The 26,087-nt window shown below is 64.7% G+C and carries 21 protein-coding genes; 14 read left to right on the forward strand and 7 right to left on the reverse strand.

The genetic code is table 11. The annotated features are described in order from the left end of the window. The first annotated feature begins 90 nt into the window (after positions 1-90). Positions 91-1,404: an ATP-binding protein gene (locus tag LU671_RS05685; protein ID WP_232854980.1), complete on the forward strand. Its 1,314-nt coding sequence runs from the start codon at positions 91-93 to the stop codon at positions 1,402-1,404. Between the two features lie 114 nt (positions 1,405-1,518). On the opposite strand, the gene rimK is transcribed toward LU671_RS05685, so the two are convergent. After that, the gene (gene rimK, locus LU671_RS05690; protein WP_203649560.1) at positions 1,519-2,424 is read right to left on the reverse strand and encodes a 30S ribosomal protein S6--L-glutamate ligase; all 906 of its coding nucleotides are present in this window, start codon (positions 2,422-2,424) and stop codon (positions 1,519-1,521) included. After that, a complete protein-coding gene (gene rimB, locus LU671_RS05695) occupies positions 2,421-2,903 on the reverse strand; it encodes a retropepsin-like aspartic endopeptidase RimB (protein WP_028689207.1) in 483 nt (160 codons plus the stop codon). Before rimB ends, rimK begins: the two co-directional genes overlap by 4 nt. A 109-nt stretch (positions 2,904-3,012) precedes the next feature. Between rimB and LU671_RS05700 the strand changes: the two genes are divergently transcribed. The 6 genes from LU671_RS05700 (at position 3,013) to gcvP (ending at position 11,034) form a co-directional block, all read left to right on the forward strand. Next, positions 3,013-3,414, forward strand: coding sequence for an RNA-binding S4 domain-containing protein (locus tag LU671_RS05700; RefSeq protein WP_203649562.1), 402 nt, complete (start codon positions 3,013-3,015; stop codon positions 3,412-3,414). A gap of 123 nt (positions 3,415-3,537) precedes the next feature. Next, a complete protein-coding gene (locus tag LU671_RS05705; RefSeq protein ID WP_232854981.1) occupies positions 3,538-4,539 on the forward strand; it encodes an extracellular solute-binding protein in 1,002 nt (333 codons plus the stop codon). Between the two features lie 162 nt (positions 4,540-4,701). Then, entirely contained in the window at positions 4,702-6,324 is a 1,623-nt protein-coding gene (locus LU671_RS05710; RefSeq protein ID WP_232854982.1) for an ABC transporter permease, read from the forward strand. A gap of 124 nt (positions 6,325-6,448) precedes the next feature. Further along, positions 6,449-7,531, forward strand: coding sequence for a glycine cleavage system aminomethyltransferase GcvT (gene gcvT / locus LU671_RS05715; RefSeq protein ID WP_232854983.1), 1,083 nt, complete (start codon positions 6,449-6,451; stop codon positions 7,529-7,531). A 49-nt stretch (positions 7,532-7,580) separates the two neighbouring features. After that, on the forward strand, positions 7,581-7,964 hold the full coding sequence (gcvH, locus tag LU671_RS05720) for a glycine cleavage system protein GcvH (protein ID WP_232854984.1): 384 nt from the start codon (positions 7,581-7,583) through the stop codon (positions 7,962-7,964). Between the two features lie 175 nt (positions 7,965-8,139). Beyond that, positions 8,140-11,034, forward strand: coding sequence for an aminomethyl-transferring glycine dehydrogenase (gene gcvP, locus LU671_RS05725; protein ID WP_232854985.1), 2,895 nt, complete (start codon positions 8,140-8,142; stop codon positions 11,032-11,034). 136 nt (positions 11,035-11,170) lie between these two features. Here gcvP and LU671_RS05730 read toward each other — a convergent pair whose 3' ends face one another. From LU671_RS05730 to LU671_RS05740, 3 genes are all read right to left on the reverse strand, one after another. Then, positions 11,171-11,485, reverse strand: a complete 315-nt coding sequence (locus tag LU671_RS05730; protein ID WP_028688550.1) for a DUF2388 domain-containing protein — start codon at positions 11,483-11,485, stop codon at positions 11,171-11,173. 92 nt (positions 11,486-11,577) lie between these two features. Then, positions 11,578-13,260, reverse strand: a complete 1,683-nt coding sequence (locus LU671_RS05735; RefSeq protein ID WP_232854986.1) for a GspE/PulE family protein — start codon at positions 13,258-13,260, stop codon at positions 11,578-11,580. A gap of 99 nt (positions 13,261-13,359) precedes the next feature. Continuing rightward, the gene (locus LU671_RS05740) at positions 13,360-13,674 is read right to left on the reverse strand and encodes a hypothetical protein (protein ID WP_203649577.1); all 315 of its coding nucleotides are present in this window, start codon (positions 13,672-13,674) and stop codon (positions 13,360-13,362) included. Between the two features lie 126 nt (positions 13,675-13,800). On the opposite strand from LU671_RS05740, the gene LU671_RS05745 reads away from it, so the two are divergent. Beyond that, complete coding sequence (locus LU671_RS05745; protein ID WP_232854987.1) at positions 13,801-14,271, forward strand: Lrp/AsnC family transcriptional regulator; 471 nt, start codon at positions 13,801-13,803, stop codon at positions 14,269-14,271. 57 nt (positions 14,272-14,328) lie between these two features. On the opposite strand, the gene LU671_RS05750 is transcribed toward LU671_RS05745, so the two are convergent. Further along, on the reverse strand, positions 14,329-15,708 hold the full coding sequence (locus LU671_RS05750; RefSeq protein ID WP_203649579.1) for a CYTH domain-containing protein: 1,380 nt from the start codon (positions 15,706-15,708) through the stop codon (positions 14,329-14,331). A 230-nt stretch (positions 15,709-15,938) separates the two neighbouring features. On the opposite strand from LU671_RS05750, the gene argE reads away from it, so the two are divergent. Next, positions 15,939-17,084, forward strand: a complete 1,146-nt coding sequence (argE, locus tag LU671_RS05755; protein WP_232854988.1) for an acetylornithine deacetylase — start codon at positions 15,939-15,941, stop codon at positions 17,082-17,084. 109 nt (positions 17,085-17,193) lie between these two features. Beyond that, positions 17,194-18,492 (forward strand): amino-acid N-acetyltransferase, encoded by a 1,299-nt coding sequence (gene argA, locus LU671_RS05760; protein WP_110734217.1) that lies wholly within the window; start codon positions 17,194-17,196, stop codon positions 18,490-18,492. A 207-nt stretch (positions 18,493-18,699) separates the two neighbouring features. Here the strand turns inward: argA and LU671_RS05765 are convergent, their stop codons facing one another. After that, positions 18,700-20,076, reverse strand: coding sequence for a glutamine synthetase family protein (locus LU671_RS05765; RefSeq protein ID WP_110734219.1), 1,377 nt, complete (start codon positions 20,074-20,076; stop codon positions 18,700-18,702). A 667-nt stretch (positions 20,077-20,743) separates the two neighbouring features. On the opposite strand from LU671_RS05765, the gene LU671_RS05770 reads away from it, so the two are divergent. The 4 genes from LU671_RS05770 to LU671_RS05785 all read left to right on the forward strand — a co-directional run bounded on the left by LU671_RS05770 (position 20,744) and on the right by LU671_RS05785 (position 26,035). Then, positions 20,744-22,102, forward strand: coding sequence for a glutamine synthetase family protein (locus LU671_RS05770; RefSeq protein WP_028688542.1), 1,359 nt, complete (start codon positions 20,744-20,746; stop codon positions 22,100-22,102). A gap of 48 nt (positions 22,103-22,150) precedes the next feature. Further along, on the forward strand, positions 22,151-23,512 hold the full coding sequence (locus tag LU671_RS05775; protein ID WP_203649584.1) for an aspartate aminotransferase family protein: 1,362 nt from the start codon (positions 22,151-22,153) through the stop codon (positions 23,510-23,512). A gap of 169 nt (positions 23,513-23,681) precedes the next feature. Then, positions 23,682-24,779: a polyamine ABC transporter substrate-binding protein gene (locus tag LU671_RS05780; protein ID WP_232854989.1), complete on the forward strand. Its 1,098-nt coding sequence runs from the start codon at positions 23,682-23,684 to the stop codon at positions 24,777-24,779. A 161-nt stretch (positions 24,780-24,940) separates the two neighbouring features. Next, positions 24,941-26,035: a polyamine ABC transporter substrate-binding protein gene (locus tag LU671_RS05785; RefSeq protein ID WP_232854990.1), complete on the forward strand. Its 1,095-nt coding sequence runs from the start codon at positions 24,941-24,943 to the stop codon at positions 26,033-26,035. Positions 26,036-26,087: the final 52 nt, after the last annotated feature.

Consider the following 26,087-nt stretch of genomic DNA (forward strand, 5'->3'; position numbering starts at 1 on the left):
GTCGGCTCGTCAGGGTGCAGCAGGGCGACCCACGCGGGTCGCCCTGTTTGCGTCTGTGGCGGCCGGCCCTTTCAGTACAGTAGTTGATCGATGAAAACGCCTCTCTGGTTCCCGCAAAGCTTCTTCGCCCGCACCCTCTGGCTGGTGCTGATCGTCGTGCTGTTTTCCAAGGCACTGACGCTCGTGTACCTGCTGATGAACGAGGACGTGCTGGTCGACCGCCAGTACAGCCACGGCGTGGCCCTGACGCTGCGCGCCTACTGGGCTGCGGATGAAGAGAACCGTGACCAGATCGCCGAGGCGGCCGGGCTGATCCGGGTGACCGGCGCCGGCGTGCCGGAGGGCGAGCAGCACTGGCCGTACAGCGAGATCTACCAGCGCCAGATGCAGGCCGAACTGGGCGATGACACCGAGGTGCGCCTGCGCATCCACGCGCCGCCCGCGCTGTGGGTGAATGCCCCGAGCCTGGGCCCGGGCTGGCTCAAGGTGCCGCTGTATCCGCACCCGCTGCGTGGGCAGAAGATCTGGAACGTACTGGGCTGGTTCCTGGCCATCGGCCTGTTGTCCACGGCATCGGCGTGGATCTTTGTGCGTCAGCTCAACCAGCCGCTCAAGCGCCTGGTGTTCGCTGCCCGCCAGCTGGGCCAGGGGCGCAGCGTGCGCCTGCCGATCAGCGACACCCCCAGCGAGATGACCGAGGTGTACCGCGCGTTCAACCAGATGGCCGAGGATGTCGAGCAGGCCGGGCGTGAGCGCGAGCTGATGCTGGCCGGAGTGTCCCATGACCTGCGCACGCCGCTGACCCGGCTGCGCCTGTCGCTGTCGCTGATGGACAACGACAGCGACCTCAGCGAGGACATGGTCCGTGACATCGAAGACATGGACGCGATCCTCGACCAGTTCCTGGCGTTCATTCGTGACGGGCGCGACGAACCGGTGGAGGAGGTCGACCTCAACGACCTGATCTACGAAGTGGTGGCGCCCTACAACCAGCACAAGGAGCAGGTACGGCTGTGCCTGGAGCCGATCCCGCCGTTCCCGCTGCGCCGGGTGTCGCTCAAGCGCATGCTGGGCAACCTGATCGGCAACGCCCTGCATCACGCCGGCAAGGGCGTGGAGGTGGCGGCCTATGTGTCGGGCGAGCAGAGCGCGCCGTATGTGGTGCTCAGCGTGCTGGACCGAGGCGCGGGCATCGACGAGTCGGAGCTGGAGACCATCTTCAACCCGTTCATCCGTGGCGACCGGGCACGGGGCGGCAAGGGCACCGGGTTGGGGCTGGCGATCGTCAAGCGCATTGCCGCGCAGCATGGCGGCAATGTGGAGTTGCGCAATCGCTCCGGTGGCGGGATCGAGGCGCGAGTGAGGTTGCCGCTGGGGTTGTTGTTGCCGCGTAATGCCGTGTGATTTCCGGGGCCGCTTTGCGGCCCTTTCGCGACATCAGGCCGCTCTTACAGGACTGCGCGAGTCCCTGTAGGAGCGGCCTTGTGCCGCGATGGGCTGCGCAGCAGCCCCGGAATCTCAACCCTTGCCCTTGGTCCGTGTCTGATTCGGCCCGCTGTTCTTCTCCAGGTGCTCGATGATCATCCCGGCCACGTCCTTGCCGGTGGTCACCTCGATACCCTCCAGCCCCGGCGATGAATTCACCTCCATCACCAGCGGCCCGTGATTGGATCGCAGGATATCCACCCCCGCCACGCTCAGGCCCATGACCTTCGCCGCGCGAATCGCGGTCATGCGCTCTTCCGGGGTGATCTTGATCAGGCTGGCCACGCCGCCACGGTGCAGGTTGGAGCGGAACTCGCCCGGCTTGGCCTGGCGCTTCATCGAGGCAATCACCTTGTCGCCCACCACGAAGCAGCGGATATCGGCGCCCCCGGCCTCCTTGATGTATTCCTGGACCATGATGTTCTGCTTCAGGCCCATGAACGCCTCGATCACCGACTCGGCGGCCTTGGCGGTTTCGCACAGCACCACGCCGATGCCCTGGGTACCTTCGAGCACCTTGATCACCAGTGGCGCGCCGTTGACCATCTGGATCAGGTCGGGAATGTCGTCCGGCGAGTGGGCGAAACCGGTGATCGGCAGGCCGATACCGCGCCGAGACAGCAGTTGCAGCGAGCGCAGCTTGTCCCGCGAGCGGGCGATGGCCACCGACTCGTTGAGCGGGTAGACGCCCATCATCTCGAACTGGCGCAGCACCGCGCAGCCATAGAAAGTGACCGATGCGCCGATGCGCGGGATCACTGCATCGAACCCCTCCAGCGGCTTGCCGCGGTAATGGATCTGCGGCTTGTGGCTGGCGATGTTCATATAGGCCCGGAGCGTGTCGATCACCACCACTTCGTGGCCCCGCTGGATACCGGCCTCGACCAGGCGGCGGGTGGAATACAGACGCGGATTGCGCGACAGCACAGCGATCTTCATGCAGCACCTGTGACAGGGGAAAGGGTGGCCGGGAAGGCCGGTTTGTCCTGGACGTACTTCAGACCTGGGTTGACCACCAGCTGGCCATGGATGAGCGCTTTCGAGCCGAGCAGCAGCCGATAGCGCATGCTCTTGCGGCAGGCCAGGGTGAATTCGACTTCCCAGACCCGGTCACCGAGCGCCAGGGCCGTGCGGATCACATAGCGGATCTGGGCCTGGCCATTGGAGCTCTTGATGGTCTTCATGGTCACCAGCGGCGCCTCGCAACGTCGGTGGCGCAACTGCACCACCGAGCCCAGGTGCGCGGTGAAACGCACCCATGGCTGGCCATCGCGCTCGAACGGTTCGACCTCGGTGGCGTGCAGGCTGGAGGTGCTGGCACCGGTGTCGATCTTGGCGCGCAGGCCGGCGACACCCAGCTCGGGCAGGGCGACCCACTCGCGCAGGCCGATCACAGTCAGGTGGTCAAATGTCTTCACGAAGCGTGCCCTGGGGATATGGAGGTGAACTGTAATGACGGCACGGACTTTTTGCATCCGTCAGTCACGGTAGTACAGTTCCGTGAAAGACAGAATTCGAGGAAAGACCATGGCACAAAAGCCTGAAGACGACGACAAGGTACGCCTGGACAAATGGCTGTGGGCGGCGCGCTTCTACAAGACCCGCGCCTTGGCCAAGGCGGCGATCGAAAGCGGCAAGGTGCACTGCCGGGGCGAGCGCTGCAAGCCGGGCAAGGAGCCGCGGGTGGGCGACGAGTTCGTGCTGCGCACCGGTTTCGACGAGCGCACCGTGGTGGTCAGGGCATTGTCGGTGGTGCGCCGCGGAGCGCCCGAGGCGCAGACGCTCTACGAGGAAACTGCCGAGAGCGTGAAACGTCGCGAACAGGCGGCCGAGATGCGCAAGGCGGGCGCGCTGGGCATGACCAGCGATGGGCGACCGAACAAGAAGCAGCGGCGGCAGATCCACCAGTTGCAGGGCAATTTCGAATGATCGGTGCTGCTGTGCAGCCCTCGCAATCAGCCCCTTGCAACATCCGGTAACTCCTCGACAGATGAGCAGGAAAATGGGATTCACTACCATTTACACTTCTCAATCCAGCGAGGAGTACCCCCGATGTTGCCCCGCAAGCCCCTACTGGCCGCCCTGGCCCTCACTCTGTTCGGCGGCACCGCCCAGGCGGCGGATGAAGTGGTGGTGTACTCCTCGCGCATCGATGAGCTGATCAAGCCGGTGTTCGACGCCTATACCGCCAAGACCGGCGTCAAGATCAAGTTCATCACCGACAAGGAAGCCCCGCTGATGCAGCGCATCAAGGCCGAGGGCGAGAACGGCGTGGCCGACCTGCTGCTCACCGTCGATGCCGGCAACCTCTGGCAGGCCGAGCAGATGGGCATCCTGCAGCCGATCAAGTCGGCGGTCATCGACCAGAATATCCCTGCGCAGTACCGCGCCTCGTCCCATGACTGGACCGGCCTGAGCCTGCGTGCGCGGACCATCGCCTACTCCACCGAGCGGGTCAAGCCGGCGGAGCTGACCACCTACGAAGCCTTGGCCGACAAAAATTGGGAAGGCCGCCTGTGCTTGCGTACGGCGAAGAAGGTCTACAACCAGTCGCTGACCGCCACGCTGATCGAGAACCACGGCGAGGCCGAGACCGAGAAGCTGATCAAGGGCTGGGTCAACAATCTGTCCACCGATGTGTTCTCCGACGACACCGCGGTGATCCAGGCCATCGCCGCCGGCCAGTGCGACGTGGGCATCGTCAACACCTACTACTACGGGCGCCTGCACAAGGAAAAGCCCGACCTGCCGGTGAAGCTGTTCTGGCCCAACCAGGGCGACCGTGGCGTGCACGTCAACCTGTCGGGCATCGGCCTGACCAAGCATGCGCCGCATCCGGAAGCGGCGAAGAAACTGGTGGAGTGGATGACCGGCGAGGAGGCGCAGAAGCTGTTCGCCGACATCAACCAGGAGTTCCCGGCCAACCCGAAGGTCATGCCTTCGACGGAAGTCGCGGCCTGGGGCAGCTTCAAGGCCGACAGCATTCCGGTGGAAGTCGCCGGCAAGCGCCAGGCCGAAGCGATTCGCTTGATGGACCGGGCTGGCTGGAACTGAGTTTCAACGCTTATCCTTGCGGGGCCCTACAAGGGCCCCTTCGCGGCTAAAGCCGCTCCCACAGGTTCTGCGCTGCCTGGCAGGTTTGCGCGATTCCTGTGGGAGCGGCTTTAGCCGCGAACGACCGCGTAGCGGTCGCCACCTGCAACCGAGACTCCTGCATTGCCCCACACCCCCCAACGCCGCTGGTACCTGCCGGTCTCCCTGACCGCCGCCCTGGTCCTGCTCCCGCTGAGCGTCCTGCTGCTGTCCTGGCAATCGGTCGACATGCAGATCTGGTCGCACCTGCTCGACACCCAGATGGGCCGCCTGCTGGGCAACACCCTGACCCTGGTGCTGGGGGTGGGCCTCGGCGTGACCGTGCTGGGGGTGAGCCTGGCCTGGCTCACCAGCCTCTGCGAATTCCCCGGTCGGCGCTGGCTGGACTGGGCGCTGATGCTGCCGTTCGCGATTCCGGCCTATGTCCTGGCGTTCGTCTTCGTCGGCCTGCTCGACTTCGCAGGCCCGGTGCAGACGGCCCTGCGCGAGGTGTTCGGGCCCATGCGCCTGCCGCGGGTGCGCTCCACGGGCGGCGTGATCACGGTGCTGGTGCTGGTGTTCTATCCCTATGTCTACCTGCTGGCGCGCACCGCGTTCATGGCCCAGGGCAAGGGCCTGATGGAGGCGGCGCGGGTACTCGGGCTGTCGCCGCTGCAGGCGTTCTGGCGGGTGGCCTTGCCCATGGCGCGCCCGGCCATCGGCGCCGGCATCGCCCTGGCGCTGATGGAGACCCTGGCCGATTTCGGCGCGGTGGCGGTGTTCAACTTCGACACCTTCACCACGGCCATCTACAAGACCTGGTACGGCTTCTTCAGCCTGTCCAGCGCGGCGCAGCTGGCCAGCCTGCTGCTGCTGGCGGTGATGCTGGTGCTGTATGGCGAGCGCCGCGCCCGTGGTGCCAGCCGCAGCGGCAATGAGCGGCCGCGAGGCCAGGCGCTGTACCACCTGCGGGGGATCAAGGCATTGGCCGCCAGCGGCTGGTGCCTGCTGGTGTTCGCCTGCGCCTTCGTCATTCCGATGCTGCAGTTGCTGGCGTGGTTCTGGCAGCGCGGCCGACACGATCTGGATGAGCGGTATGTCGGGTTGGTCCTGCACACTTTGTACCTGGGCGCCATGGCGGCGCTGATCACGGTCAGTGTGGCCATGCTGATGGCCTTCGCCCGGCGCCAGGCGCCGACCACGGCCATCCGCGCCGGGGTCGGCCTGGCCAACCTCGGCTATGCCTTGCCGGGCTCGGTGCTGGCTGTATCGATCATGCTGGCGTTCAGCTACCTGGACAACCAACTGGTGGTGCCGCTGTCGCAATGGTTGGGCGGGGCGGGCAAGCCGTTGCTGCTGGGCAGCCTGTCGGCCCTGCTGCTGGCCTACCTGGTGCGCTTCATCGCCGTGGCCTATGGCCCGTTGGAAAGCAGCCTGGAGCGGATCCGTCCGTCGTTGCCGGAGGCGTCGCGCAGCCTCGGGGTCGCCGGGCCGGGATTGTTTTTCAAGGTGTATCTGCCGTTGCTGGTGCCCGGTGCGCTCAGCGCCGCCCTGCTGGTGTTCGTCGACGTGTTGAAAGAGATGCCGGCGACCCTGCTGATGCGCCCGTTCGGCTGGGACACCCTGGCCGTGCGGGTGTTCGAGATGACCAGCGAGGGCGAATGGGCACGGGCCTCGCTGCCGGCCCTGACCCTGGTGCTGGTCGGCCTGCTGCCGGTGATCGGCCTGATCCGTCGCTCGGCCCATCGTCCGGGCCACCCGCGCTGAGGGTGCCACGCAGCTTCCTTGCGGCTACAATGCGCGGCATTCGCAGCGACGGGTCCTACAAGAACAGGTGATGATTGAACATCGCCGACCGCCGCCGCCTCGCCACGCCCGGAAGGAGAAACCCATGGGACAGCGTACGCCTCTGTATGACCTGCACCTGGCGCTCGGCGCCAAGACGGTCGATTTCGGCGGATGGGACATGCCCCTGCATTACGGCTCGCAAGTCGAGGAGCACCACCAGGTGCGCAGTGACTGCGGGGTCTTCGATGTCTCCCACATGACCGTCATCGATATCGACGGTTGCGCCGCCACACCCTGGCTGCAACACCTGCTGGCCAATGACGTGACGCGTCTGGAAAGCCCCGGCAAGGCCCTCTACAGCCCCCTGCTCAACGCCGACGGCGGGGTGATCGACGACCTGATCGCCTACCGCACCGAGGACGGCTACCGTCTGGTGGCCAATGCCGCCACCCGCGACAAGGTACTGGCCTGGCTGCAAGCGCGTAGCGAAGGTTTCAAGGTCGGTTTCAAGGTGCGCCCTGACCTGGCCATTCTCGCCATCCAGGGCCCCCATGCCCGGGAAAAGGTCGCCGCCTTGCTCAGCGCCTCGCGTGCCGCGCTGATCCGCGAACTGCGCTCGTTCGAAGGCCTCGCCGACGGTGACTGGTTCATCGCCCGCACCGGTTATACCGGCGAGGACGGCCTGGAGATCATCCTTCCCGGCGCACAGGCCCCGGCGTTCTTCAACGACCTGGTCGGCGCCGGCATCGCCCCGAGCGGCCTGGGCGCGCGCGATACGCTGCGCCTGGAAGCCGGCATGAACCTGTATGGCCAGGACATCGACGAAGCCCACACCCCGCTGACCTCCAACCTGGGTTGGAGCGTCGCCTGGGAGCCGGCGGGGCGCGAATTCATTGGCCGTGCCGGCCTGCTGGCGGAAATCGAGCAGGGCGTGAAGGAAAAACTGGTCGGCCTGGTGCTCGAGGAGCGGGGTGTACTGCGTGCCCACCAGGTGGTCCGTGTATCCGGGATTGGCGAAGGAGAGATAACCAGTGGTAGTTTCTCGCCTACGCTGAGCAAATCCATTGCCCTGGCCCGCGTGCCCATGGCCACCGGCGACCGCGCCGAGGTGGAGATCCGCGGCAAGTGGTACCCGGTGCGGGTGGTCAAGCCGACCTTCGTGCGCCATGGCAAGATCCTGATCTGATTATTCAAATGGCGGGCCGACCGCTGACCCTAACGAGGAATACAAGACAATGAGCCAAATCCCCGCCGACCTGCGTTTTGCCGAAAGCCATGAATGGGCCCGCCTGGAAGCCGATGGCACAGTGACCGTGGGTATCAGCGACCACGCCCAGGAAGCCCTGGGTGACGTGGTGTTCGTCGAGCTGGCCGAAGTCGGCAAGGTGTTCACCGCTGGCGACGCCGCTGGCGTGGTCGAGTCGGTCAAGGCAGCTTCGGACATCTACGCGCCGGTGGGTGGCGAGGTGATCGCGGTCAACGATGCGCTGGCCGACAGCCCGGAGCTGCTCAACGAGTCGCCGTACGATTCGTGGATCTTCAAGCTCAAGCCGAGCGACAAGTCCGAGCTGGACAAACTGCTGGATGCCGCTGGTTACGCAGCCCTGATCGGCGAGTGACAGGACCGGCCTCATCGCGGGGCAAGCCCGCTCCCACGCATGGTACACATCGTGGGAGCGGGCTTGCCCCGCGATGAGGCCGGTATTGTAAAAGCAAGTTTTCCCGCAACATCGCCGATCCCTTCCTAGACTTGTAAGTCTCCCATGAGAACTGGTCCAGGAAGAGATCGTCGCCATGTCCCAGTCGCCATCCCTGCATCAACTGCAAGAGCCCAATCCGTTCCTGCGTCGCCACCTGGGGCCCGATGCCCAGGAGCAGCAGGCCATGCTCGACGCTCTCGGCGTCGCCAGCCGCAGCGAACTGATCGAGCAGACGGTACCGCCGGGCATCCGCTTCAACCGCCCGCTGGACCTGCCGCCAGCCCTCGATGAGCAGGCCGCGCTGGCCAGGCTGGCGAGCCATGCCGCGCAGAACCAGCTGTGGACCAGCCTGATCGGCATGGGCTACCACGCGACCATCACCCCTACGGTCATCCTGCGCAACGTGCTGGAGAATCCCGGCTGGTACACCGCCTACACGCCCTATCAGCCGGAAATCGCCCAAGGGCGGCTGGAGGCGCTGCTGAACTACCAGCAGATGGTCATCGACCTCACCGGCCTGGCCCTGGCCAATGCCTCGTTGCTCGACGAGGCCACCGCCGCCGCCGAGGCCATGGCCATGGCCAAACGTGTGGCACGCAGCAAGAGCAATGCCTTTTTCGCCGACGAGCACTGCCACCCGCAGACCCTGTCGGTGCTCAAGACCCGCGCCGAGGGCTTCGGCTTCGAGCTGATCATCGATTCTGTGGATAACCTGGCCAAGCACAAGGTATTCGGGGCGTTGCTGCAGTACCCGGACACCCACGGCGAGGTGCGCGACCTGCGTCCGCTGGTCGAGCAACTGCACGCCCAGCAGGCCCTGGCCTGCGTCGCCGCCGACATTCTCAGCCTGGTGGTGCTGACGCCGCCGGGCGAGCTGGGGGCCGACGTGGTGCTCGGCTCGACCCAGCGCTTTGGCGTGCCCATGGGCTACGGCGGGCCACACGCGGCCTATTTCGCCTGCCGCGACGACTACAAGCGGGCCATGCCCGGGCGCATCATCGGCGTGTCCCGCGATGCCCGCGGCAACACCGCGCTGCGCATGGCCCTGCAGACCCGCGAGCAACACATCCGCCGGGAGAAGGCCAACTCCAATATCTGCACGGCCCAGGTGCTGCTGGCCAACATCGCCGGCTTCTACGCTGTCTACCACGGCCCCGAGGGCCTGCAGCGCATCGCCCAGCGGGTGCACAGGCTGACCTTCATCCTTGCCGCCGGCCTCGAAGCCAAGGGCATCAAGCGCCTCAACCAGCACTTCTTCGATACCCTGACCCTGGACGTCGGCGGCACCCAGGCGGCGATCATCGAAAGCGCCGTGAACGCCCGCATCAACCTGCGCATCCTCGGGCGCGGGCATCTGGGGGTGAGCCTGGACGAAACCTGTGACGAAGCCACGGTGCTCAAGCTGCTGGATATCTTCCTCGGCGTCGATCATGGCCTGGATATCGCCACGCTCGACCAGCAGGCGCTGCCCGAAGGCATCCCCGGCGCGCTGGTGCGCCGTACCCCGATCCTCGGCCACCCGGTGTTCAACCTGCACCACAGCGAAACCGAGATGCTGCGCTACCTCAAGCAGCTGGAGAACAAGGACCTGGCTTTGAACCAGTCGATGATCCCACTGGGCTCGTGCACCATGAAGCTCAACGCCACCAGCGAGATGATCCCGATCACCTGGCCGGAGTTCGCCCAGCCGCACCCCTTCGCCCCGGCCGCCCAGGTGCAAGGCTACAAGGCGATGATCGACGAGCTGGAAAGCTGGTTGTGCGCCATCACCGGCTTCGACGCCATCTGCATGCAACCCAACTCCGGCGCCCAGGGCGAATACGCCGGGCTCATGGCCATCACCCGTTACCACCGCAGCCGTCACCAGCCCGGGCGCACCTTGTGCCTGATCCCGTCCTCGGCCCATGGCACCAACCCGGCATCGGCGCAGATGGCCGGCATGGAAGTGGTGATCGTCGAGTGCGACGAAGACGGCAACGTCGATCTCGACGATCTCAAGGCCAAGGTCCACGCCGCCGGCGAGCGGCTGTCATGCCTCATGGTGACCTACCCCTCCACCCATGGCGTGTACGAGGAGGGGATCCGCGAGATCTGCGAAGTGGTGCACCAGTACGGTGGGCAGGTGTACATGGACGGCGCCAACCTCAATGCCCAGGTGGGGCTGGCGCGACCGGCGGACATCGGTGCCGATGTCTCGCACATGAACCTGCACAAGACCTTCTGCATTCCCCATGGCGGTGGCGGTCCGGGCATGGGCCCGATCGGCATCCGCGCGCACCTCAAGTCGTTCGTCGCCAGCCACCCGGTGGTGCCGGTGCCGGGCTTGGAGCCGACCAACAGCGCGGTGAGCGCTGCGCCCTGGGGCAGTGCCAGCATCCTGCCGATCAGCTGGATGTACATCGCCATGATGGGGCCGCAACTGGCCGACGCCAGCGAGGTGGCGATCCTGTCCGCCAACTACCTGGCCAGCCAGCTGCGCGATGCCTTCCCGGTGCTCTACCGTGGGCGCAACCAACGGGTGGCCCATGAGTGCATCTTCGACCTGCGGCCGCTCAAGGCGCTGACCGGCATCACCGAGGAGGATGTGGCCAAGCGCCTGATGGACTACGGCTTCCATGCGCCGACCATGTCGTTCCCGGTGCCGGGCACGCTGATGGTCGAGCCCACCGAGAGCGAGTCGAAGGCCGAACTGGACCGTTTCGTCGAGGCGATGCTGGCGATCAGGGCGGAAATCGCCGAGGTGCAGGAGGGCAACTGGCCGGCCGAGGACAATCCGCTCAAGCATGCGCCGCACACCCTGGCCGACGTGCTGGCGCCGTGGAACCGGCCATACAGCATCGAGCAGGGCATCGCCCCCAGCGCTCACGCGCGCCAGCACAAGTACTGGCCGGCGGTGAACCGGGTCGACAACGTGTATGGAGACAGGAACCTGTTCTGTGCGTGCGTGCCGGTGGAGGCATATCGCAGAGAGGGGAACCATCCCCTGTAGGAGCGGCCTTGTGCCGCGAAAAGGGGTGCGAAGCACCCCCGGCGATTCGTGGACCAAGCTGATATCGCCGGAGCCGCTTTCGGCCCTTTCGCGGCACAAGGCCGCTCCTACAGAAGGGAGCGTTTGTTTTGAATGATTACTCGGCCACGGCGTTCTTGGCCAGGATCGCGTTGGCCAGTTCCATGTCGCTGGCCTGGACGCCCGGGTTGTCCGCGCGCACCTGGCGGATCGCGGCTTCCAGGAACGGCCCGCGGATGGCGCCTTCGCTGGCGACAAAGCTGCCGGCGTCGTCCTGGGCGGCGACGATCAGCTTGTGATCCTTGAAGGTCAGGTAGGTCGAGGCAGTGGTGGCACCGGAGGAGATGATGTTGCGCCAGAACGTGTCGGCCATGGCGGAGCCAAGGGGCAGCGAGCAGAGGACGGTGGCTGCGATGGCTGTTTTGAAACGCATGATGAATCACCTCGGTCGATGAGGGCTGTCGGAATGCCGGTTTGATCCGGTTTTCCGCTGCCAAGTTCCCGACCACACAGGGGATTTCTTACTTATCCACAGACCCGCAGCACTTCCTCGAGGGAGGTCAGCCGTTGCTCGGCCAGCCGGCGCCCGCAGCGGCGCAGGTCGTGCAGGCCATCGGCGGCCGCCTGCTGGCGCAGCGCCTCCAGATCGGCGCCCGGGGTAATGCGCCGGCGCAGCGCGCTGCCGACCCGGAGCAGCTCGAACAGCCCGGTGCGGCCATGAAAGCCGCTGCCCCTGCAGGTCAGGCAGGCCGGGCGATCAGTGTGCTCCATGCCTTGGCAGGACGGACACAGGGTGCGCACCAGCCGCTGGGCCATGACCCCGAGCAACGTGGCCCTGATCAGGTAGTCGGCCACCTTCAGCTCCTGCAGGCGGGTTATCGCCGCGCAGGCATCGTCGGTGTGCAGGGTGGACAGCACCAGGTGGCCGGTCAGGGCCGCTTGTACTGCCACCTGGGCGGTTTCCTGATCGCGGATCTCGCCGATCATGATGATGTCCGGGTCCTGCCGCAGCAGGGCGCGCACGCCATCGGCGAAGCCCAGGCCCAGGCCTGGTTGCACCTGCAGCTGGTTGATCGCAGGCTCCAGTCGCTCGATGGGGTCTTCGATGCTGCACAGGTTGACCTGGGGCGTGGCCAGGTGGCGCAGGCTGGCGTACAGGGTACTGGTCTTGCCCGAGCCGGTGGGCCCGGTCACCAGCAGGATACCCTGGCGTCGCTGCAGCAGGGCTTTCCACTGGGTGAGCAAGGGCGCCTCCAGGCCAAGGTGTTCGAGGGTTTCGTGGCGTAGCTGCGGATCGAACAGGCGCAGCACCAGCTTTTCGCCGAATGGCGTGGGCAGCGTGGACAGGCGCAGTTCGATCTGCGCGCCATCCGCCAGGCGGCTTTTCAGGCGGCCGTCCTGTGGCCGGCGTTTCTCCGCCACGTTCATCCGGCCCAGGTGCTTGAGGCGGCTGACCATGGCCAGGGCGACGCCGGCCGGGAAGGCATAGACGGGGTACAGCAGGCCATCGATGCGCAGGCGCAGGTGACCCAGTTCACGGCGCGGTTCCAGGTGGATATCGCTGGCGCGCTGTTCGATGGCGTATTGCAGTATCCAGTCGACGATGCGCACCACATGCTGATCGTCGGCGTCCGCCTGCGCTTGGCTAGCGCCGAGCTCCAGCAGTTGCTCCAGCTCGCCGAGCCCGGGTGTAGGGGGCTGTCCGGCACCGCGCAGCGAATGCGCCAGGCCGAAGAAGGTGGGCGTCAGCTGGCGGATCTGCCGTGGACTGGCCAGCACCCGTTGCACGCGCTTGCCCAGGGCTTGGCTCAGGTCGGCTTCCCAGTCACGTCGATAGGGTTGGGCGCTGGCCACGGTGACGCTGCTGTCGTCCACTGCCACGGCGAGAATGCCGTGGCGTTCGGCGAAGGCCGCGGACATCAGGTTGGCGATCTGTGTCAGGTCGACCCGCAGCGGGTCGATGTGCAGGAACGGTTGGCCCACCACGCCCGCCAGCCAGTGGCAGAGCGCGTCGAGGCTCAGGTGCTGGCCAGGGTGCAACGGGTCTGCCAGGGCCAGCTCGGCAATCAGCTCCAGGGGATGCTTGTCAGGGTGCAGCCTGGCCCGTTCGAGCGCCTTGAGCGCGTCGCAGGCGGCGATCCGCTGTTCGGCGAGCAAGGCGTCGAGCAGGCGGTTCAGGTCCAGGTCTTGGTTAGCGTTGGCGAACATGGCGATATCCCTGCCAGGTGATCCATGACGCTGGCAAGGCTAGCCAGAGGGCGCGGCGGTCGGGTGAATAAAGGGTTTCGGAATCTTGCCGGAGCGCGATCAGGCCGAGGCGGCCTGCGCCAGGCGTGGCCGGCACTCCAGGCTGACATCGGCCACGCAGACCAGGTTGCGCAGCTTCTGCGCGATGACTTCGGCGCGGTGCCAGCTCAGGCCGCCGATGCCGATTTCCATGTCCAGCAGGTCATCGCACTGGCTGACCTGCACGCTGTGCGGCGTGAGGAACTGCAGGGCGAACAGGTTGAGCACCCGGCACAGGCTGTCCGGTTCCGCCTCGGCCTGCAGGCGGTAGTGGACGGTGCTGTGGGCGGTGTTGGCGGCCCAGGCGTCGATCCTGGGATGTTCGGCTGCGTGCATGGCGTATCTCCGCGAAAGTGGAGAAATTCTTGCACGTTGGCGGTGGCATTTATTCGCTATGATTTGAGTGTTTTGCATCTATTGCGAATAATTCAATTCGCTAAGTTGAGCTTTGGAGAATTGATAATGCATGGCGTATTGGATGCCTATGATCGGCGGATCCTCGAATTGCTGCAGGAGGACGCGTCGCTGTCCAGTGCGCAGATCGCCGAGCGCGTGGGCTTGTCGCAGTCGCCGTGCTGGCGGCGCATCCAGCGCTTGAAGGAGGAGGGTGTGATCCGCGGGCAGGTGACCCTGCTGGATCGCAAGAAGGTGGGGCTGAACACGCAGATCTTCGCCGAGGTAAAGCTCAACGCCCACGGGCGTTCGAACTTCGCCGAGTTCACCGAGGCGATCCGCGGTTTTCCCGAAGTGCTGGAATGCTACGTGCTGATGGGGGCGGTGGACTTCCTGCTGCGCATCGTCACCTCGGATATCGAGGCTTACGAGCGGTTCTTCTTCGAAAAGCTGTCGAACGTGCCGGGTATCCAGGAGGTGAACTCGATCGTGGCCTTGTCGGAGATCAAGTCGACCACCAGCTTGCCGTTGAGACCCTGAAGCGTCGATCGTGGAACAAGCCCGCTCCCACGCAGTGCAGGAGCGGGCGGCGCGGACTCAGGCCTTGAGCAGGTGCTTCCAGGCGCGGTTCTGCTCGATGGCGCGGGCCTGCTCGATGCGGGCTTCGAGCAGTTCTTCCTTGCCTTCTTCGACCAGCGGCAGCTCGGCCAGCTCGTGCAGTTTGTTCAGCTCGCCGTAGAGACGGTCCTGCTGCGGCAGGTCCAGCACCTGGCGGGCGTGGTGCAGCCACGCCTGCACGCATTCGATGCGCGGCAGCTGCTCGGCCAGGTCTTCCGGGCGCTGCACGTACAGCGGCAGCTTCAGGGCGCGGGACTCCTCGCCCAGCAGGTGCTGCAGCCAGCTGGCCAGCTGCGCGTTGCCCTGGCGCTCGCCACGGCCCTTGCGCTCGGCGGTCCAGGCGCGGGCAGTCAGCCAGCGCGCGGTCTCCAGGGAGAACTGGCCCCAGCGCGGGTCTTCCAGCTCTTCGGCGAACTGCTCGGGGGCGGCGCGGCGAATGTCCTCGTCATCGTTGCCGGCCAGCACCAGCGGGCGCCAGTCTTCCAGCAGCGCGTCGAGGCTGGCGCGCAGGGCGCGGGTGGTCGGGCGCGGCGCGGCCTGGCCAAGGCTGGCGGTGAGGGCGCGCAGTTCGGCCAGGCAGCGAACCCAGTCCTGCAGCAGGCGCCAGTGGCCATTGTGGCGATACTGCTCGGCCAGGCGCTGGCTGCTGCCCAGCAGTTGCCAGGCGAGGGCGGCGTAGGCGTCGTCCAGCGGCATCTCGGCCTGCAGTTCGGTCACCGGCAGGCCCAGCTCGTAGCTGTCCGGATCGAGCAGGCGGTAGCCGCGCTCGGCCTTGCTGATGTCGCAGGGCATCAGGGCCAGGCTGGCGGACAGCTCGGCGGCCAGCTCCAGCAGCGCTTCCGGGGCCCCTTCACGCAGCTCCAGCTCCAGTTCGCAGATCTCTTCCTTGCGCTTGCCGGCGATGACGAAACCCTGGTCCAGCGCAGCCTCGATCACCACCTTCGCCTTGCCGCGGCCCCAGGAGATCTCGGCGTACTCGCGGGTGAAGTCGGTGGTGAACAGCGGCTTGATGGTCTTCTTGTCCAGCTCGGCCAGTTGCTCGGGCCAGCAGGCGGCGTCGAGCTTCTTCAGGTCGAGCTTGGCCTTGTCCAGGTGCCACTCGTGCTCGTTGCGCTCGGACAGCCCGGCGACGCTCTGGCCACGGCACTTGAGGGTCTGGATGATGACCTCGCCATCGCGACGCAGGCGCAGGGCAACACGGGCGGCGGACAGGTCGCGCTCCGGGGTGTCGAAGTACTGGTTGAGCAGTTCGCGGGTCTGCCAGCCGGACTTGTTGCGCTTCTTCAGCAGGGGGTGCTCGCGCAGCGCGGCAAGGGTCTCGCGGCTGGCGCGGAGTTTGAGTTCGGTTTCTTTGTGCATCGCGGGCTCGGAAGGAGGGGCATCGTTGTCGAGCAGTCTACAGGAGTCAGGGGATGACTGTCGGTCCGTGCCGCCCCCTTCGCGGGTAAACCCGCTCCCACAGGGTTTGCATTGTACTTGTGGGAGCGGGTTTACCCACGAAATGCGCGCACCTCGGTCCCGGCAATGGCTTGCTCTACTTAGGGATTGCATTGTTATGATGACCTTCGATGCCGTCTAGGAGTCCGCGCATGCCGTTGCCGTCGCTGAAAGACCAGTTCGCCGCCCTGATCGCCGCGCCCTCGGTCAGTTGCACTCAACCCGCGCTGGACCAGTCCAACCGCGCGGTCATCGACCTGCTGGCCGGCTGGCTGGATGACCTGGGCTTCACCTGCGAGATCCAGCAGGTCAGCCCCGGCAAGTTCAACCTCCTGGCCAGCCGCGGCACCGGCCCGGGCGGCCTGGTGCTGGCCGGGCACAGCGATACCGTGCCCTTTGACCCGCAGCTGTGGAGCAGCGATCCACTCAAGCTGACCGAGGTCGATGGCCGTTGGGTCGGGCTGGGTAGCTGCGACATGAAAGGCTTCTTCGCCCTGGTCATCGACGCGGTGATCCCGCTGCTCGAACACGACTTCACGCAACCGCTGCTGATCCTCGCCACCTGCGACGAGGAAAGCTCGATGTCCGGCGCCCGCGCCCTGGCCGAGGCCGGCCAGCCGCTCGGACGGGCGGCGGTGATCGGCGAACCCACCGGGCTCAAGCCGATCAGGATGCACAAGGGCATCCTCATGGACCGCATCGATATCCTTGGCCGCAGTGGCCATTCGTCGGATCCGAGCCTGGGCCGCAGCGCCATGGAAGCCATGCACGCGGTGATGGGTGAGCTGATGGGCCTGCGTCGCACCTGGCAGGAGCAGTACCGCAACCCGCAGTTCACGGTGCCGACGCCGACCCTGAACTTCGGCTGCATCCACGGTGGCGACAACCCCAACCGCATCTGTGGCCAGTGCGCCCTGGAGTTCGACCTGCGCCCGCTGCCGGGCATGGATGTCGAGCAGCTGCGCGCGGCGATCCGCGGCAAGCTCGCGCCATTGGCCGAGCGCCATGAAGTGCGTATCGACTATGCGCCGCTGTTCCCCGAAGTGCCGCCGTTCGAGCAGAACGCCGACAGCGAACTGGTGCGGGTGGCCGAGCGTCTGACCGGCCACCGAGCCGAAGCGGTGGCCTTTGGCACCGAAGCACCTTATCTTCAGCAGCTCGGTTGCCAGACCATCGTGCTCGGCCCGGGTGACATCGCCTGTGCCCACCAGCCCGGCGAATACCTTGAAATGTCACGAATCGAGCCTACCGTGCGTCTATTGCGTGACCTGATCCGGCACTATTGCCTGAGCCATTGATCTTTCCCTGACCAGAGGAGACCGCGCGTGACCGCAAGCCTGTTCCGACGATGACTTTCGAACGTTGTGCGCCTTTTCGTTCTCCGTTCACTTATCCACAGGCCCTGTCATGCCCGATTACGTCAACTGGCTGCGTCATGCGTCTCCCTACATCAACGCCCACCGCGACTGCACCTTCGTGGTCATGCTCCCCGGTGACGGCGTCGAACACCCGAACTTCGGCAACATCGTCCACGACCTGGTGCTGCTGCACAGCCTTGGCGTGCGCCTGGTGCTGGTCCACGGCTCGCGCCCGCAGATCGAAAGCCGCCTGGCCGCGCGCGGCCTGACCCCGCACTACCATCACGGCATGCGCATCACCGACGCGGCAACGCTTGACTGCGTGATCGATGCAGTCGGCGCCCTGCGCCTGGCCATCGAGGCGCGCCTGTCGATGGACATGGCGGCCTCGCCGATGCAGGGCTCGCGCCTGCGGGTGGCCTCCGGCAACCTGGTCACGGCACGGCCGATCGGCGTGCTCGAAGGGGTCGACTACCACCACACCGGCGAGGTGCGCCGGGTCGACCGCAAGGGCATCAACCGCCTGCTCGACGAGCGCTCCATCGTGCTGCTGTCGCCGCTGGGCTATTCGCCGACCGGCGAGATCTTCAACCTCGCCTGCGAGGACGTGGCCACCCGCGCCGCCATCGAGCTGGGTGCCGACAAGCTGCTGCTGTTCGGCGCCGAACCGGGCCTGCTGGACGCCCATGGCCAGCTGGTGCGCGAGCTGCGGCCACAACACATTGCGCCGCACCTGCAGCGCCTGGGCAGCGACTACCAGGCCGAGCTGCTGGATGCCGCCGCCGAGGCCTGCAAGGGCGGCGTGGCGCGCAGTCATATCGTCAGCTATGCCGAGGACGGTGCACTGCTGACCGAGCTGTTCACCCGTGGCGGTGGCGGCACGCTGGTGTCCCAGGAGCAGTTCGAGGTGGTGCGCGAGGCGACCATCGAGGATGTCGGCGGCCTGCTGGAGCTGATCAGCCCGCTGGAAGAGCAGGGCATTCTGGTGCGCCGTTCGCGCGAGGTGCTGGAGCGGGAGATCGAGCAGTTCAGCGTGGTCGAGCGCGAGGGCATGATTATCGCCTGCGCGGCGCTGTACCCGATTGCCGACTCCGAGGCCGGGGAGCTGGCGTGCCTGGCGGTGAACCCGGAGTACCGGCATGGCGGGCGTGGCGACGAGTTGCTCGAGCGCATCGAGGAGCGGGCGCGCAAGCTGGGGCTCAATACCCTGTTCGTGTTGACGACCCGGACTGCGCACTGGTTCCGTGAGCGCGGCTTCGCACCCAGTGGCGTGGAACGGCTGCCGGCGGCGCGGGCGTCGCTGTACAACTACCAGCGTAATTCGAAGATCTTCGAGAAGCCGCTCTGACAGCAAATACGGCCCCTGTAGGAGCGGCCTTGCCGAGGCGTCGGACCGGCCGGAAAGGGCCGCGCAGCGGCCCCGGCAATTTCAGAATTGATGCACAAATCTTGGGGGCGCTTCGCACCCCTTTCGCGGCGCAAGGCCGCTCCTACACATGGATGGGTGTATCTGCGGGCCAAAGAAAAACGCCGCCCTTGTGGGCGGCGTTTTCGTTTACACGGTGTGCAGGTACCAGTTGTACTCGAGGTCGGAGATCGAATGCTCGAACTCCTCCAGCTCGCTCTCCTTGCACGCGACGAAGATGTCGATGTACTTCGGATCGATGTACTTGTTGAGGATCTCGCTGTCGTCCAGCTCGCGCAGGGCATCACGCAGGTTGTTCGGCAGGCTCTGCTCCAGCTGCTCGTACGAGTTGCCTTCGATCGGCTCGCCCGGTTCGATCTTGTTGGTCAGACCATGGTGCACGCCGGCCAGCACGGCCGCCATCATCAGGTACGGGTTGGCGTCGGCGCCGGCCACCCGGTGCTCGATGCGCACGGCATCAGGCGAGCCGGTCGGCACGCGCAGGGCCACGGTACGGTTGTCCAGGCCCCAGCTCGGTGCGTTGGGCACGTAGAACTGCGCACCGAAACGGCGGTACGAGTTGACGTTCGGGCAGAGGAACGCCATCGAAGCGGGCAGGGTCTCGAGCACACCGCCGACAGCGTGACGTAGCGCGGCGTTCTGCTCGGGATCCTCGCTGGTGAAGATGTTGTTGCCATCCTTGTCCAGCACGGAAATGTGTACATGCAGGCCGTTGCCTGCCTGGCCCGGGTAGGGCTTGGCCATGAAGGTGGTGTCCATTTCATGGTCGTAGGCGATGTTCTTGATCAGGCGCTTGAGCAGTACTGCGTAGTCACAGGCCTTGAGCGGGTCGGCGACGTGGTGCAGGTTGACTTCGAACTGCGCCGGGGCGCTTTCCTTGACGATGGCGTCGGCCGGGATGCCTTGTTCTTTCGCGCCTTCGAGGATGTCCTGCAGGCAGTCGGCGTATTCGTCGAGGTCGTCGATCAGGTACACCTGGGTCGACTGCGGGCGCTTGCCCGAGATCGGCGAGCGCGGCGGCTGCGGACGGCCGTTCACGTTCTCCTGGTCGATCAGGTAGAACTCCAGCTCGAACGCGGCGCAGATGGTCAGGCCCATGTCGGTGAACTTGCTCACCACCTGGCGCAACACTTCACGCGGGTCGGCGAAGAACGGCTCGCCTTCGATTTCGTGCATGGTCATCAGCAGCTGCGCGGTCGGGCGCTTCTGCCAGGGTTCGTTGGAGAGGGTGCCGGGGATGGGGTAGCAGATGCGGTCGGCGTCGCCGATGTCCAGGCCAAGGCCGGTGCTTTCGACGGTCGAACCGTTGATATCCAGGGCGAAGAGGGAGGCAGGCAGGTTGATGCCTTTCTCGTAAACCTTGTGGAGGCTGGTGCGCTCTATGCGCTTGCCGCGCACCACACCATTCATATCTGCAATCAGAAGGTCAACGTAGAGAACCTCAGGATGTTCCTTAAGGAACGCGTTCGCTTCGTTAAGCTGAACGGCACGCGGGGGTACCGACATGATGCAACACCTTTGTTGTTAAAAATATCAATCAAGGGGGGCTTGCAACCCCAGTCAATCGGAAAGACCAGGTGAAGTCAAGCCAAGCCCATGATGCCCTTAAATGGCACATCTACGGCAGATTTGCTGCATATCGGGGCGTGCCATTATCCGCTATTTTCGCCCTGAAGGGTTATCCCGAGCGGGGCGTGTTTTATTTTTTACGGAGAGGTTGTGTAAAAAAATGAACGAGGATAAGCTCGGTCACAACCCAGAACACAATAATACGAGGGTCACATGGTCCGCTTGCCGAGACCTGTCAGCGCCGCATGCACGGTGCGTTCAGGTACATCTCCCGGTTGCCGTCCGGTCATCGCACGCCTGCATCGAAAGGGCGCCGCGCTGGCCGCAATAATTGACGGTTCGCGTAAAAAAGCCATACCTCGTAACGCTTTACCGCTACACCTCCTTTCCTTCTGCCCTTCGCTTTCTGCTCGGACACGCGCTCGCGGTGTGTATCCGCTGTGGTCCCGCGCGTGGGGTTTTGCTTTAGCCATGCACAGCATCCAGAATCAAGGCGCGGGCCTTTCCAGGCCCCTCGGCGCCCTGCGCGCCGACTTTGCCCGACGCCTGGCGTCAGTGGCCGCCGGTTGCCTGCAACCGCGCCACATTACCTCCTGAGGTATTTATGAGTCACAACCTCGACCAGCTCACCGATTGGTTGAAAGAGCACAAGATCACCGAAGTGGAATGCCTGATCAGCGACCTGACCGGCATCACCCGCGGCAAGATCTCGCCCACCAACAAATTCATCGCCGAGAAAGGCATGCGCCTGCCCGAGAGCGTGCTGCTGCAGACCGTGACCGGCGACTACGTCGACGACGACATCTATTACGAACTGCTCGACCCGGCCGACATCGACATGATCTGCCGCCCTGACGAGAACGCGGTGTTTCTCGTGCCATGGGCCATCGAGCCGACCGCCCAGGTGATCCACGACACCTACGACAAGAAGGGCAACCCGGTCGAGCTGTCGCCGCGCAACGTATTGAAGAAGGTCCTGAAACTCTACGCCGACAAGGGCTGGCAGCCGATCGTCGCGCCCGAGATGGAGTTCTACCTCACCAAGCGTAGCGAAGACCCGGACTTTCCGCTGCAGCCACCGGTGGGTCGTTCCGGCCGTCCGGAAACCGGGCGGCAGTCGTTCTCCATCGAGGCGGCCAACGAATTCGACCCGCTGTTCGAAGATGTCTACGACTGGTGCGAACTGCAGCAGCTGGACCTCGACACGCTGATCCATGAAGACGGCACCGCGCAGATGGAAATCAACTTCCGTCACGGCGATGCCCTGCACCTGGCCGACCAGATCCTGGTGTTCAAGCGCACCATGCGCGAGGCCGCGCTCAAGCACAACGTGGCCGCCACCTTCATGGCCAAGCCCATGACCGGCGAGCCGGGCAGCGCGATGCACCTGCACCAGAGCGTGGTCGACGTGGCCACCGGCAAGAACATCTTTTCCAACGCCGACGGCAGCATGAGCGAGCTGTTCCTGCACCATATCGGCGGCCTGCAGAAGTTCATCCCCGAGGCGCTGCCGCTGTTCGCCCCCAACGTCAACTCGTTCCGCCGCTTCCTGCCGGACACCTCGGCGCCGGTGAACGTCGAGTGGGGCGAAGAGAACCGTACCGTCGGCCTGCGCGTGCCGGATGCCGGCCCGCAGAACCGCCGGGTCGAGAACCGCTTGCCGGGCGCCGACGCCAACCCCTACCTGGCCATCGCCGCCAGCCTGCTGTGTGGCTACATCGGCATGGTCGAGGGCATCGAGGCCAGCGCGCCGGTGCAGGGCCGTGGCTACGAGCGGCGCAACCTGCGCCTGCCGCTGACCATCGAGGACGCCCTGGAGCGCATGGAGAACAGCCGCGCGCTGGTGCAGTACCTGGGCAAGAAATTCATCACCGGCTACGTCGCCACCAAGCGCGCCGAGCATGAGAACTTCAAGCGCGTCATCAGCTCCTGGGAGCGTGAGTTCCTGCTGTTTGCTGTGTGATCAACCCTGAGGCCGCCTGTGGGCGGCCACCGGAAAATGGAGAGGCACATGAGCGTCAACAACCCGCAAACCCGTGAATGGCAAACCCTGAGCGGCGAGCACCACCTTGCACCCTTCAGTGACTACAAGCAGCTGAAGGAGAAGGGGCCGCGCATCATCACCAAGGCGCAGGGCGTGCATTTGTGGGACAGCGAGGGGCACAAGATCCTCGACGGCATGGCTGGCCTGTGGTGCGTGGCGGTCGGCTATGGCCGCGAAGAGCTGGTGCAGGCGGCAGAAAAGCAGATGCGCGAACTGCCGTACTACAACCTGTTCTTCCAGACCGCCCACCCGCCGGCGCTGGAGCTGGCCAAGGCGATCACCGACGTGGCGCCCGAGGGCATGACCCATGTGTTCTTCACCGGCTCCGGTTCCGAGGGCAACGACACCGTGCTGCGCATGGTTCGCCACTACTGGGCGCTCAAGGGTAAACCGCACAAGCAGACCATCATCGGCCGCATCAACGGCTACCACGGCTCCACCTTCGCAGGTGCGTGCCTGGGCGGCATGAGCGGCATGCACGAGCAGGGCGGCCTACCGATCCCAGGCATCGTGCATATCCCGCAGCCGTACTGGTTCGGCGAGGGTGGCGACATGACCCCGGACGAGTTCGGCGTGTGGGCGGCCGAACAGCTGGAGAAGAAAATTCTCGAAGTCGGCGAGGACAACGTCGCCGCGTTCATCGCCGAGCCGATCCAGGGCGCGGGTGGGGTGATCATTCCGCCGGACACCTACTGGCCGAAGGTCAAGGAGATCCTCGCCAAGTACGACATCCTGTTCGTCGCCGACGAAGTGATCTGCGGTTTTGGTCGCACCGGCGAGTGGTTCGGCTCCGACTACTACGACCTTGCGCCCGACCTGATGACCATCGCCAAGGGCCTGACTTCCGGTTACATCCCCATGGGCGGTGTGATCGTGCGTGACAAAGTGGCCAAGGTGATCAGCGAAGGCGGCGATTTCAACCACGGCTTCACCTACTCCGGCCACCCGGTGGCGGCGGCGGTGGGCCTGGAAAACCTGCGCATCCTGCGTGACGAGAAGATTGTCGAGCGTGCCCGCACCGAAACGGCACCGTATTTGCAAAAACGACTGCGTGAGCTGCAGGACCACCCGCTGGTGGGCGAGGTACGCGGCCTGGGCCTGCTCGGCGCGATCGAGCTGGTCAAGGACAAGGCCACCCGCAGCCGCTACGAGGGCAAGGGCGTCGGCATGATCTGCCGCACCCACTGCTTCGAGAACGGCCTGGTGATGCGCGCGGTGGGCGACACCATGATCATCGCGCCGCCGCTGGTGATCAGTCGCGAAGAGATCGACGAACTGGTGGAAAAGGCGCGCAAGTGCCTGGATCTGACCTACGAAGCGGTGAAATGACAGTCTGCTAGGCTGGCGAGGTGACATTAATGTCGTTGCAAGGCCCTGCTTCTGTTGAAACAGCGCCTTGTAACTTGCCAGACTAACGGCTGTTTAGTCGCCCAACGCGCGTCCCGTGGTACCTGGCTGCTGAACAGATGGCTTGATAATAAATTCTGGAGCATTACGCATGAAGAAATTGGGCAAGACGTTGCTGGCCGCCGCCCTGATGGGTGCCATGGCCACCGCTGTTCAGGCTGACGACAAGGTGCTGCACGTTTACAACTGGTCGGACTACATCGCACCAGAAACCGTGGCCAAGTTTGAGAAGCAGACCGGCATCAAGGTGGTCTACGACGTCTTTGACAGCAACGAGACCCTGGAAGCCAAGCTGCTGGCGGGCAAGTCGGGTTACGACATCGTCGTGCCGTCCAACAACTTCCTGGCCAAGCAGATCAAGGCCGGCGTATATCAGGAACTGGACAAGAGCAAACTGCCGAACTGGAAGAATCTTGACGAAGACTTGCTCAAGGCCGTCGGCGACGCCAGCGACCCAGGCAACAAGCACGCCTTCCCGTACATGTGGGGCTCCATCGGTATTGGCTACAACCCGGAGAAGGTCAAGGCCGCGTTGGGCGTGGACAAGATCGACTCGTGGGACGTCGTGTTCAAGCCCGAGAACATCGCCAAGCTCAAGAGCTGCGGCGTGAGCTTCCTGGATGCGCCGACCGAAATGATTCCGGCCGCCCTGCACTACCTGGGCAAACCGACCGCCAGCAAGGACAAGGCTGATCTGAAAGCCGCTGAAGATCTGTTCCTTAAGATCCGTCCTTCGATTACCTACTTTCACTCGTCCAAGTACATTTCCGACCTGGCCAACGGCAATATTTGCGTAGCCGTCGGCTACTCGGGCGATCTGGAGCAATCCAAGGCCCGTGCTCATGAGGCCGGTGACAAGGTCAAGCTGGCCTACACCATTCCGAAAGAAGGTGCCGGTACCTTCTACGACATGGTTGCGATTCCGAAAGATGCCGAGAACGTCGACGCCGCCTATCAATGGATGAACTTCCTGCTGCAGCCGGAAGTCATGGCCGAGATCACCAATGCTGTGCGCTTCCCCAACGGTAACAAGGCGGCCACGCCGCTGGTGGACAAGGACATCACCAGCGACCCGGCCATTTACCCGTCGGCTGAAGTGAAGAAGCAGCTGTATGCGATCTCTGACCAGGATGCAGGCACCCTGCGCCTGATCACCCGCAGCTGGACCAAGATCAAGTCGGGCAAGTAAGCCCGATGCAAGGCCCTCTGGGCCGGGGGTTCCCGGCCCAGAGGCAGGTAACGGCAAATAAGTTTGCGGCATCCACGCCGTGAAGGTAAGTTGCGCGCCGGTTTTGCGTGTGCGGCCGAGTTTTTCCGCCACTTGAGGCACTGATTGTGAGGACCACCCACTTGTCTATTTCTGTTTTTCGCAAGGCCTTGATGGCCGGAGCGGGTCTGACGCTGGCTTGCAGCGTCCAAGCGGCGCCCACGGTGCACATCTACAACTGGTCCGACTACGTCGGCCCGAATACCCTCGCCGAGTTCCAGAAGGAAACCGGCATCACCCCGAAATACGACGTCTTCGACAGCAACGAGACGCTGGAAGGCAAGCTGCTGGCCGGACGCACCGGCTATGACGTGGTCGTGCCGTCCAACCATTTCCTCGGCAAGCAGATCAAGGCGGGCGCGTTCCAGAAGCTCGACCGCAACCTGCTGCCCAACTACGCGAACCTCGACCCGGCGCTGATGAAGCGCCTGGAAAAGAACGATCCGGGCAACCTGTACGCCGTCCCCTACCTGTGGGGCACCAATGGCATCGGCTACAACGTCGAGAAGGTCAAGGCGGTACTGGGCACCGACCAGATCGACTCCTGGGCGGTGCTGTTCGAGCCCGAGAACATGAAGAAGCTCAGCAAATGCGGCGTGGCCTTCCTCGACTCGGCCGACGAGATGCTTCCGGCGGTGCTCAACTACATGGGCCTGGACCCAAACAGTAGCAACCCCAAGGACTACCAGAAGGCGGAAGAGAAACTGCTGGCCGTGCGCCCGTACGTGACCTACTTCCACTCCTCGAAGTACATCTCCGATCTCGCCAACGGCGATATCTGCGTGGCCGCCGGTTTCTCCGGCGACGTGTTCCAGGCCAAAGCCCGCGCCGAAGAGGCGAAAAAGGGCGTGAAACTGGCCTACGCCATTCCCAAGGAAGGCGGCAACCTCTGGTTCGATGTGCTGGCGATTCCCAAGGACGCCCGCAACGTCAAGGAGGCCCACGCCTTCATCAACTATTTGCTGAAACCTGAGGTGATCGCCCAGGTCAGTGATTACGTCGGTTACGCCAACCCGAACCCCAAGGCTGGCGACCTGATGGACCAGGCCGTGAGGACTGACGCCGCGGTTTACCCACCGCAGGAAGTGCTGGACAAGATGTTCGTCAACGCCGAGTTGCCACCCAAGGTGCAACGTTTGATGACCCGCAGCTGGACCAAGGTCAAGTCGGGCAAGTAACAATCCAGGCCCGCCAGCGCAGTGGCGGGCACATAAATCTTGTTGGGAGTTT

This window comes from Pseudomonas sp. NMI760_13 (assembly GCF_021283245.1).
GTDB classification, from domain to species: Bacteria; Pseudomonadota; Gammaproteobacteria; order Pseudomonadales; family Pseudomonadaceae; genus Aquipseudomonas; species Aquipseudomonas peradeniyensis.

Coding starts and splice junctions, on each gene's coding strand:
- LU671_RS05735 (WP_232854986.1), bottom strand. CDS start 13,260: ATGTTCGCCAACGCTAACCAAGACCTGGACCTGAACCGCCTGCTCGAC.
- LU671_RS05750 (WP_203649579.1), bottom strand. CDS start 15,708: ATGCACAAAGAAACCGAACTCAAACTCCGCGCCAGCCGCGAGACCCTT.
- LU671_RS05745 (WP_232854987.1), top strand. CDS start 13,801: ATGCATGGCGTATTGGATGCCTATGATCGGCGGATCCTCGAATTGCTG.
- LU671_RS05730 (WP_028688550.1), bottom strand. CDS start 11,485: ATGCGTTTCAAAACAGCCATCGCAGCCACCGTCCTCTGCTCGCTGCCC.
- LU671_RS05765 (WP_110734219.1), bottom strand. CDS start 20,076: ATGTCGGTACCCCCGCGTGCCGTTCAGCTTAACGAAGCGAACGCGTTC.
- gcvT (WP_232854983.1), top strand. CDS start 6,449: ATGGGACAGCGTACGCCTCTGTATGACCTGCACCTGGCGCTCGGCGCC.
- LU671_RS05700 (WP_203649562.1), top strand. CDS start 3,013: ATGGCACAAAAGCCTGAAGACGACGACAAGGTACGCCTGGACAAATGG.
- argA (WP_110734217.1), top strand. CDS start 17,194: ATGCCCGATTACGTCAACTGGCTGCGTCATGCGTCTCCCTACATCAAC.
- LU671_RS05770 (WP_028688542.1), top strand. CDS start 20,744: ATGAGTCACAACCTCGACCAGCTCACCGATTGGTTGAAAGAGCACAAG.
- rimK (WP_203649560.1), bottom strand. CDS start 2,424: ATGAAGATCGCTGTGCTGTCGCGCAATCCGCGTCTGTATTCCACCCGC.
- LU671_RS05705 (WP_232854981.1), top strand. CDS start 3,538: ATGTTGCCCCGCAAGCCCCTACTGGCCGCCCTGGCCCTCACTCTGTTC.
- argE (WP_232854988.1), top strand. CDS start 15,939: ATGCCGTTGCCGTCGCTGAAAGACCAGTTCGCCGCCCTGATCGCCGCG.
- gcvH (WP_232854984.1), top strand. CDS start 7,581: ATGAGCCAAATCCCCGCCGACCTGCGTTTTGCCGAAAGCCATGAATGG.
- LU671_RS05780 (WP_232854989.1), top strand. CDS start 23,682: ATGAAGAAATTGGGCAAGACGTTGCTGGCCGCCGCCCTGATGGGTGCC.
- LU671_RS05740 (WP_203649577.1), bottom strand. CDS start 13,674: ATGCACGCAGCCGAACATCCCAGGATCGACGCCTGGGCCGCCAACACC.
- gcvP (WP_232854985.1), top strand. CDS start 8,140: ATGTCCCAGTCGCCATCCCTGCATCAACTGCAAGAGCCCAATCCGTTC.
- LU671_RS05685 (WP_232854980.1), top strand. CDS start 91: ATGAAAACGCCTCTCTGGTTCCCGCAAAGCTTCTTCGCCCGCACCCTC.
- LU671_RS05775 (WP_203649584.1), top strand. CDS start 22,151: ATGAGCGTCAACAACCCGCAAACCCGTGAATGGCAAACCCTGAGCGGC.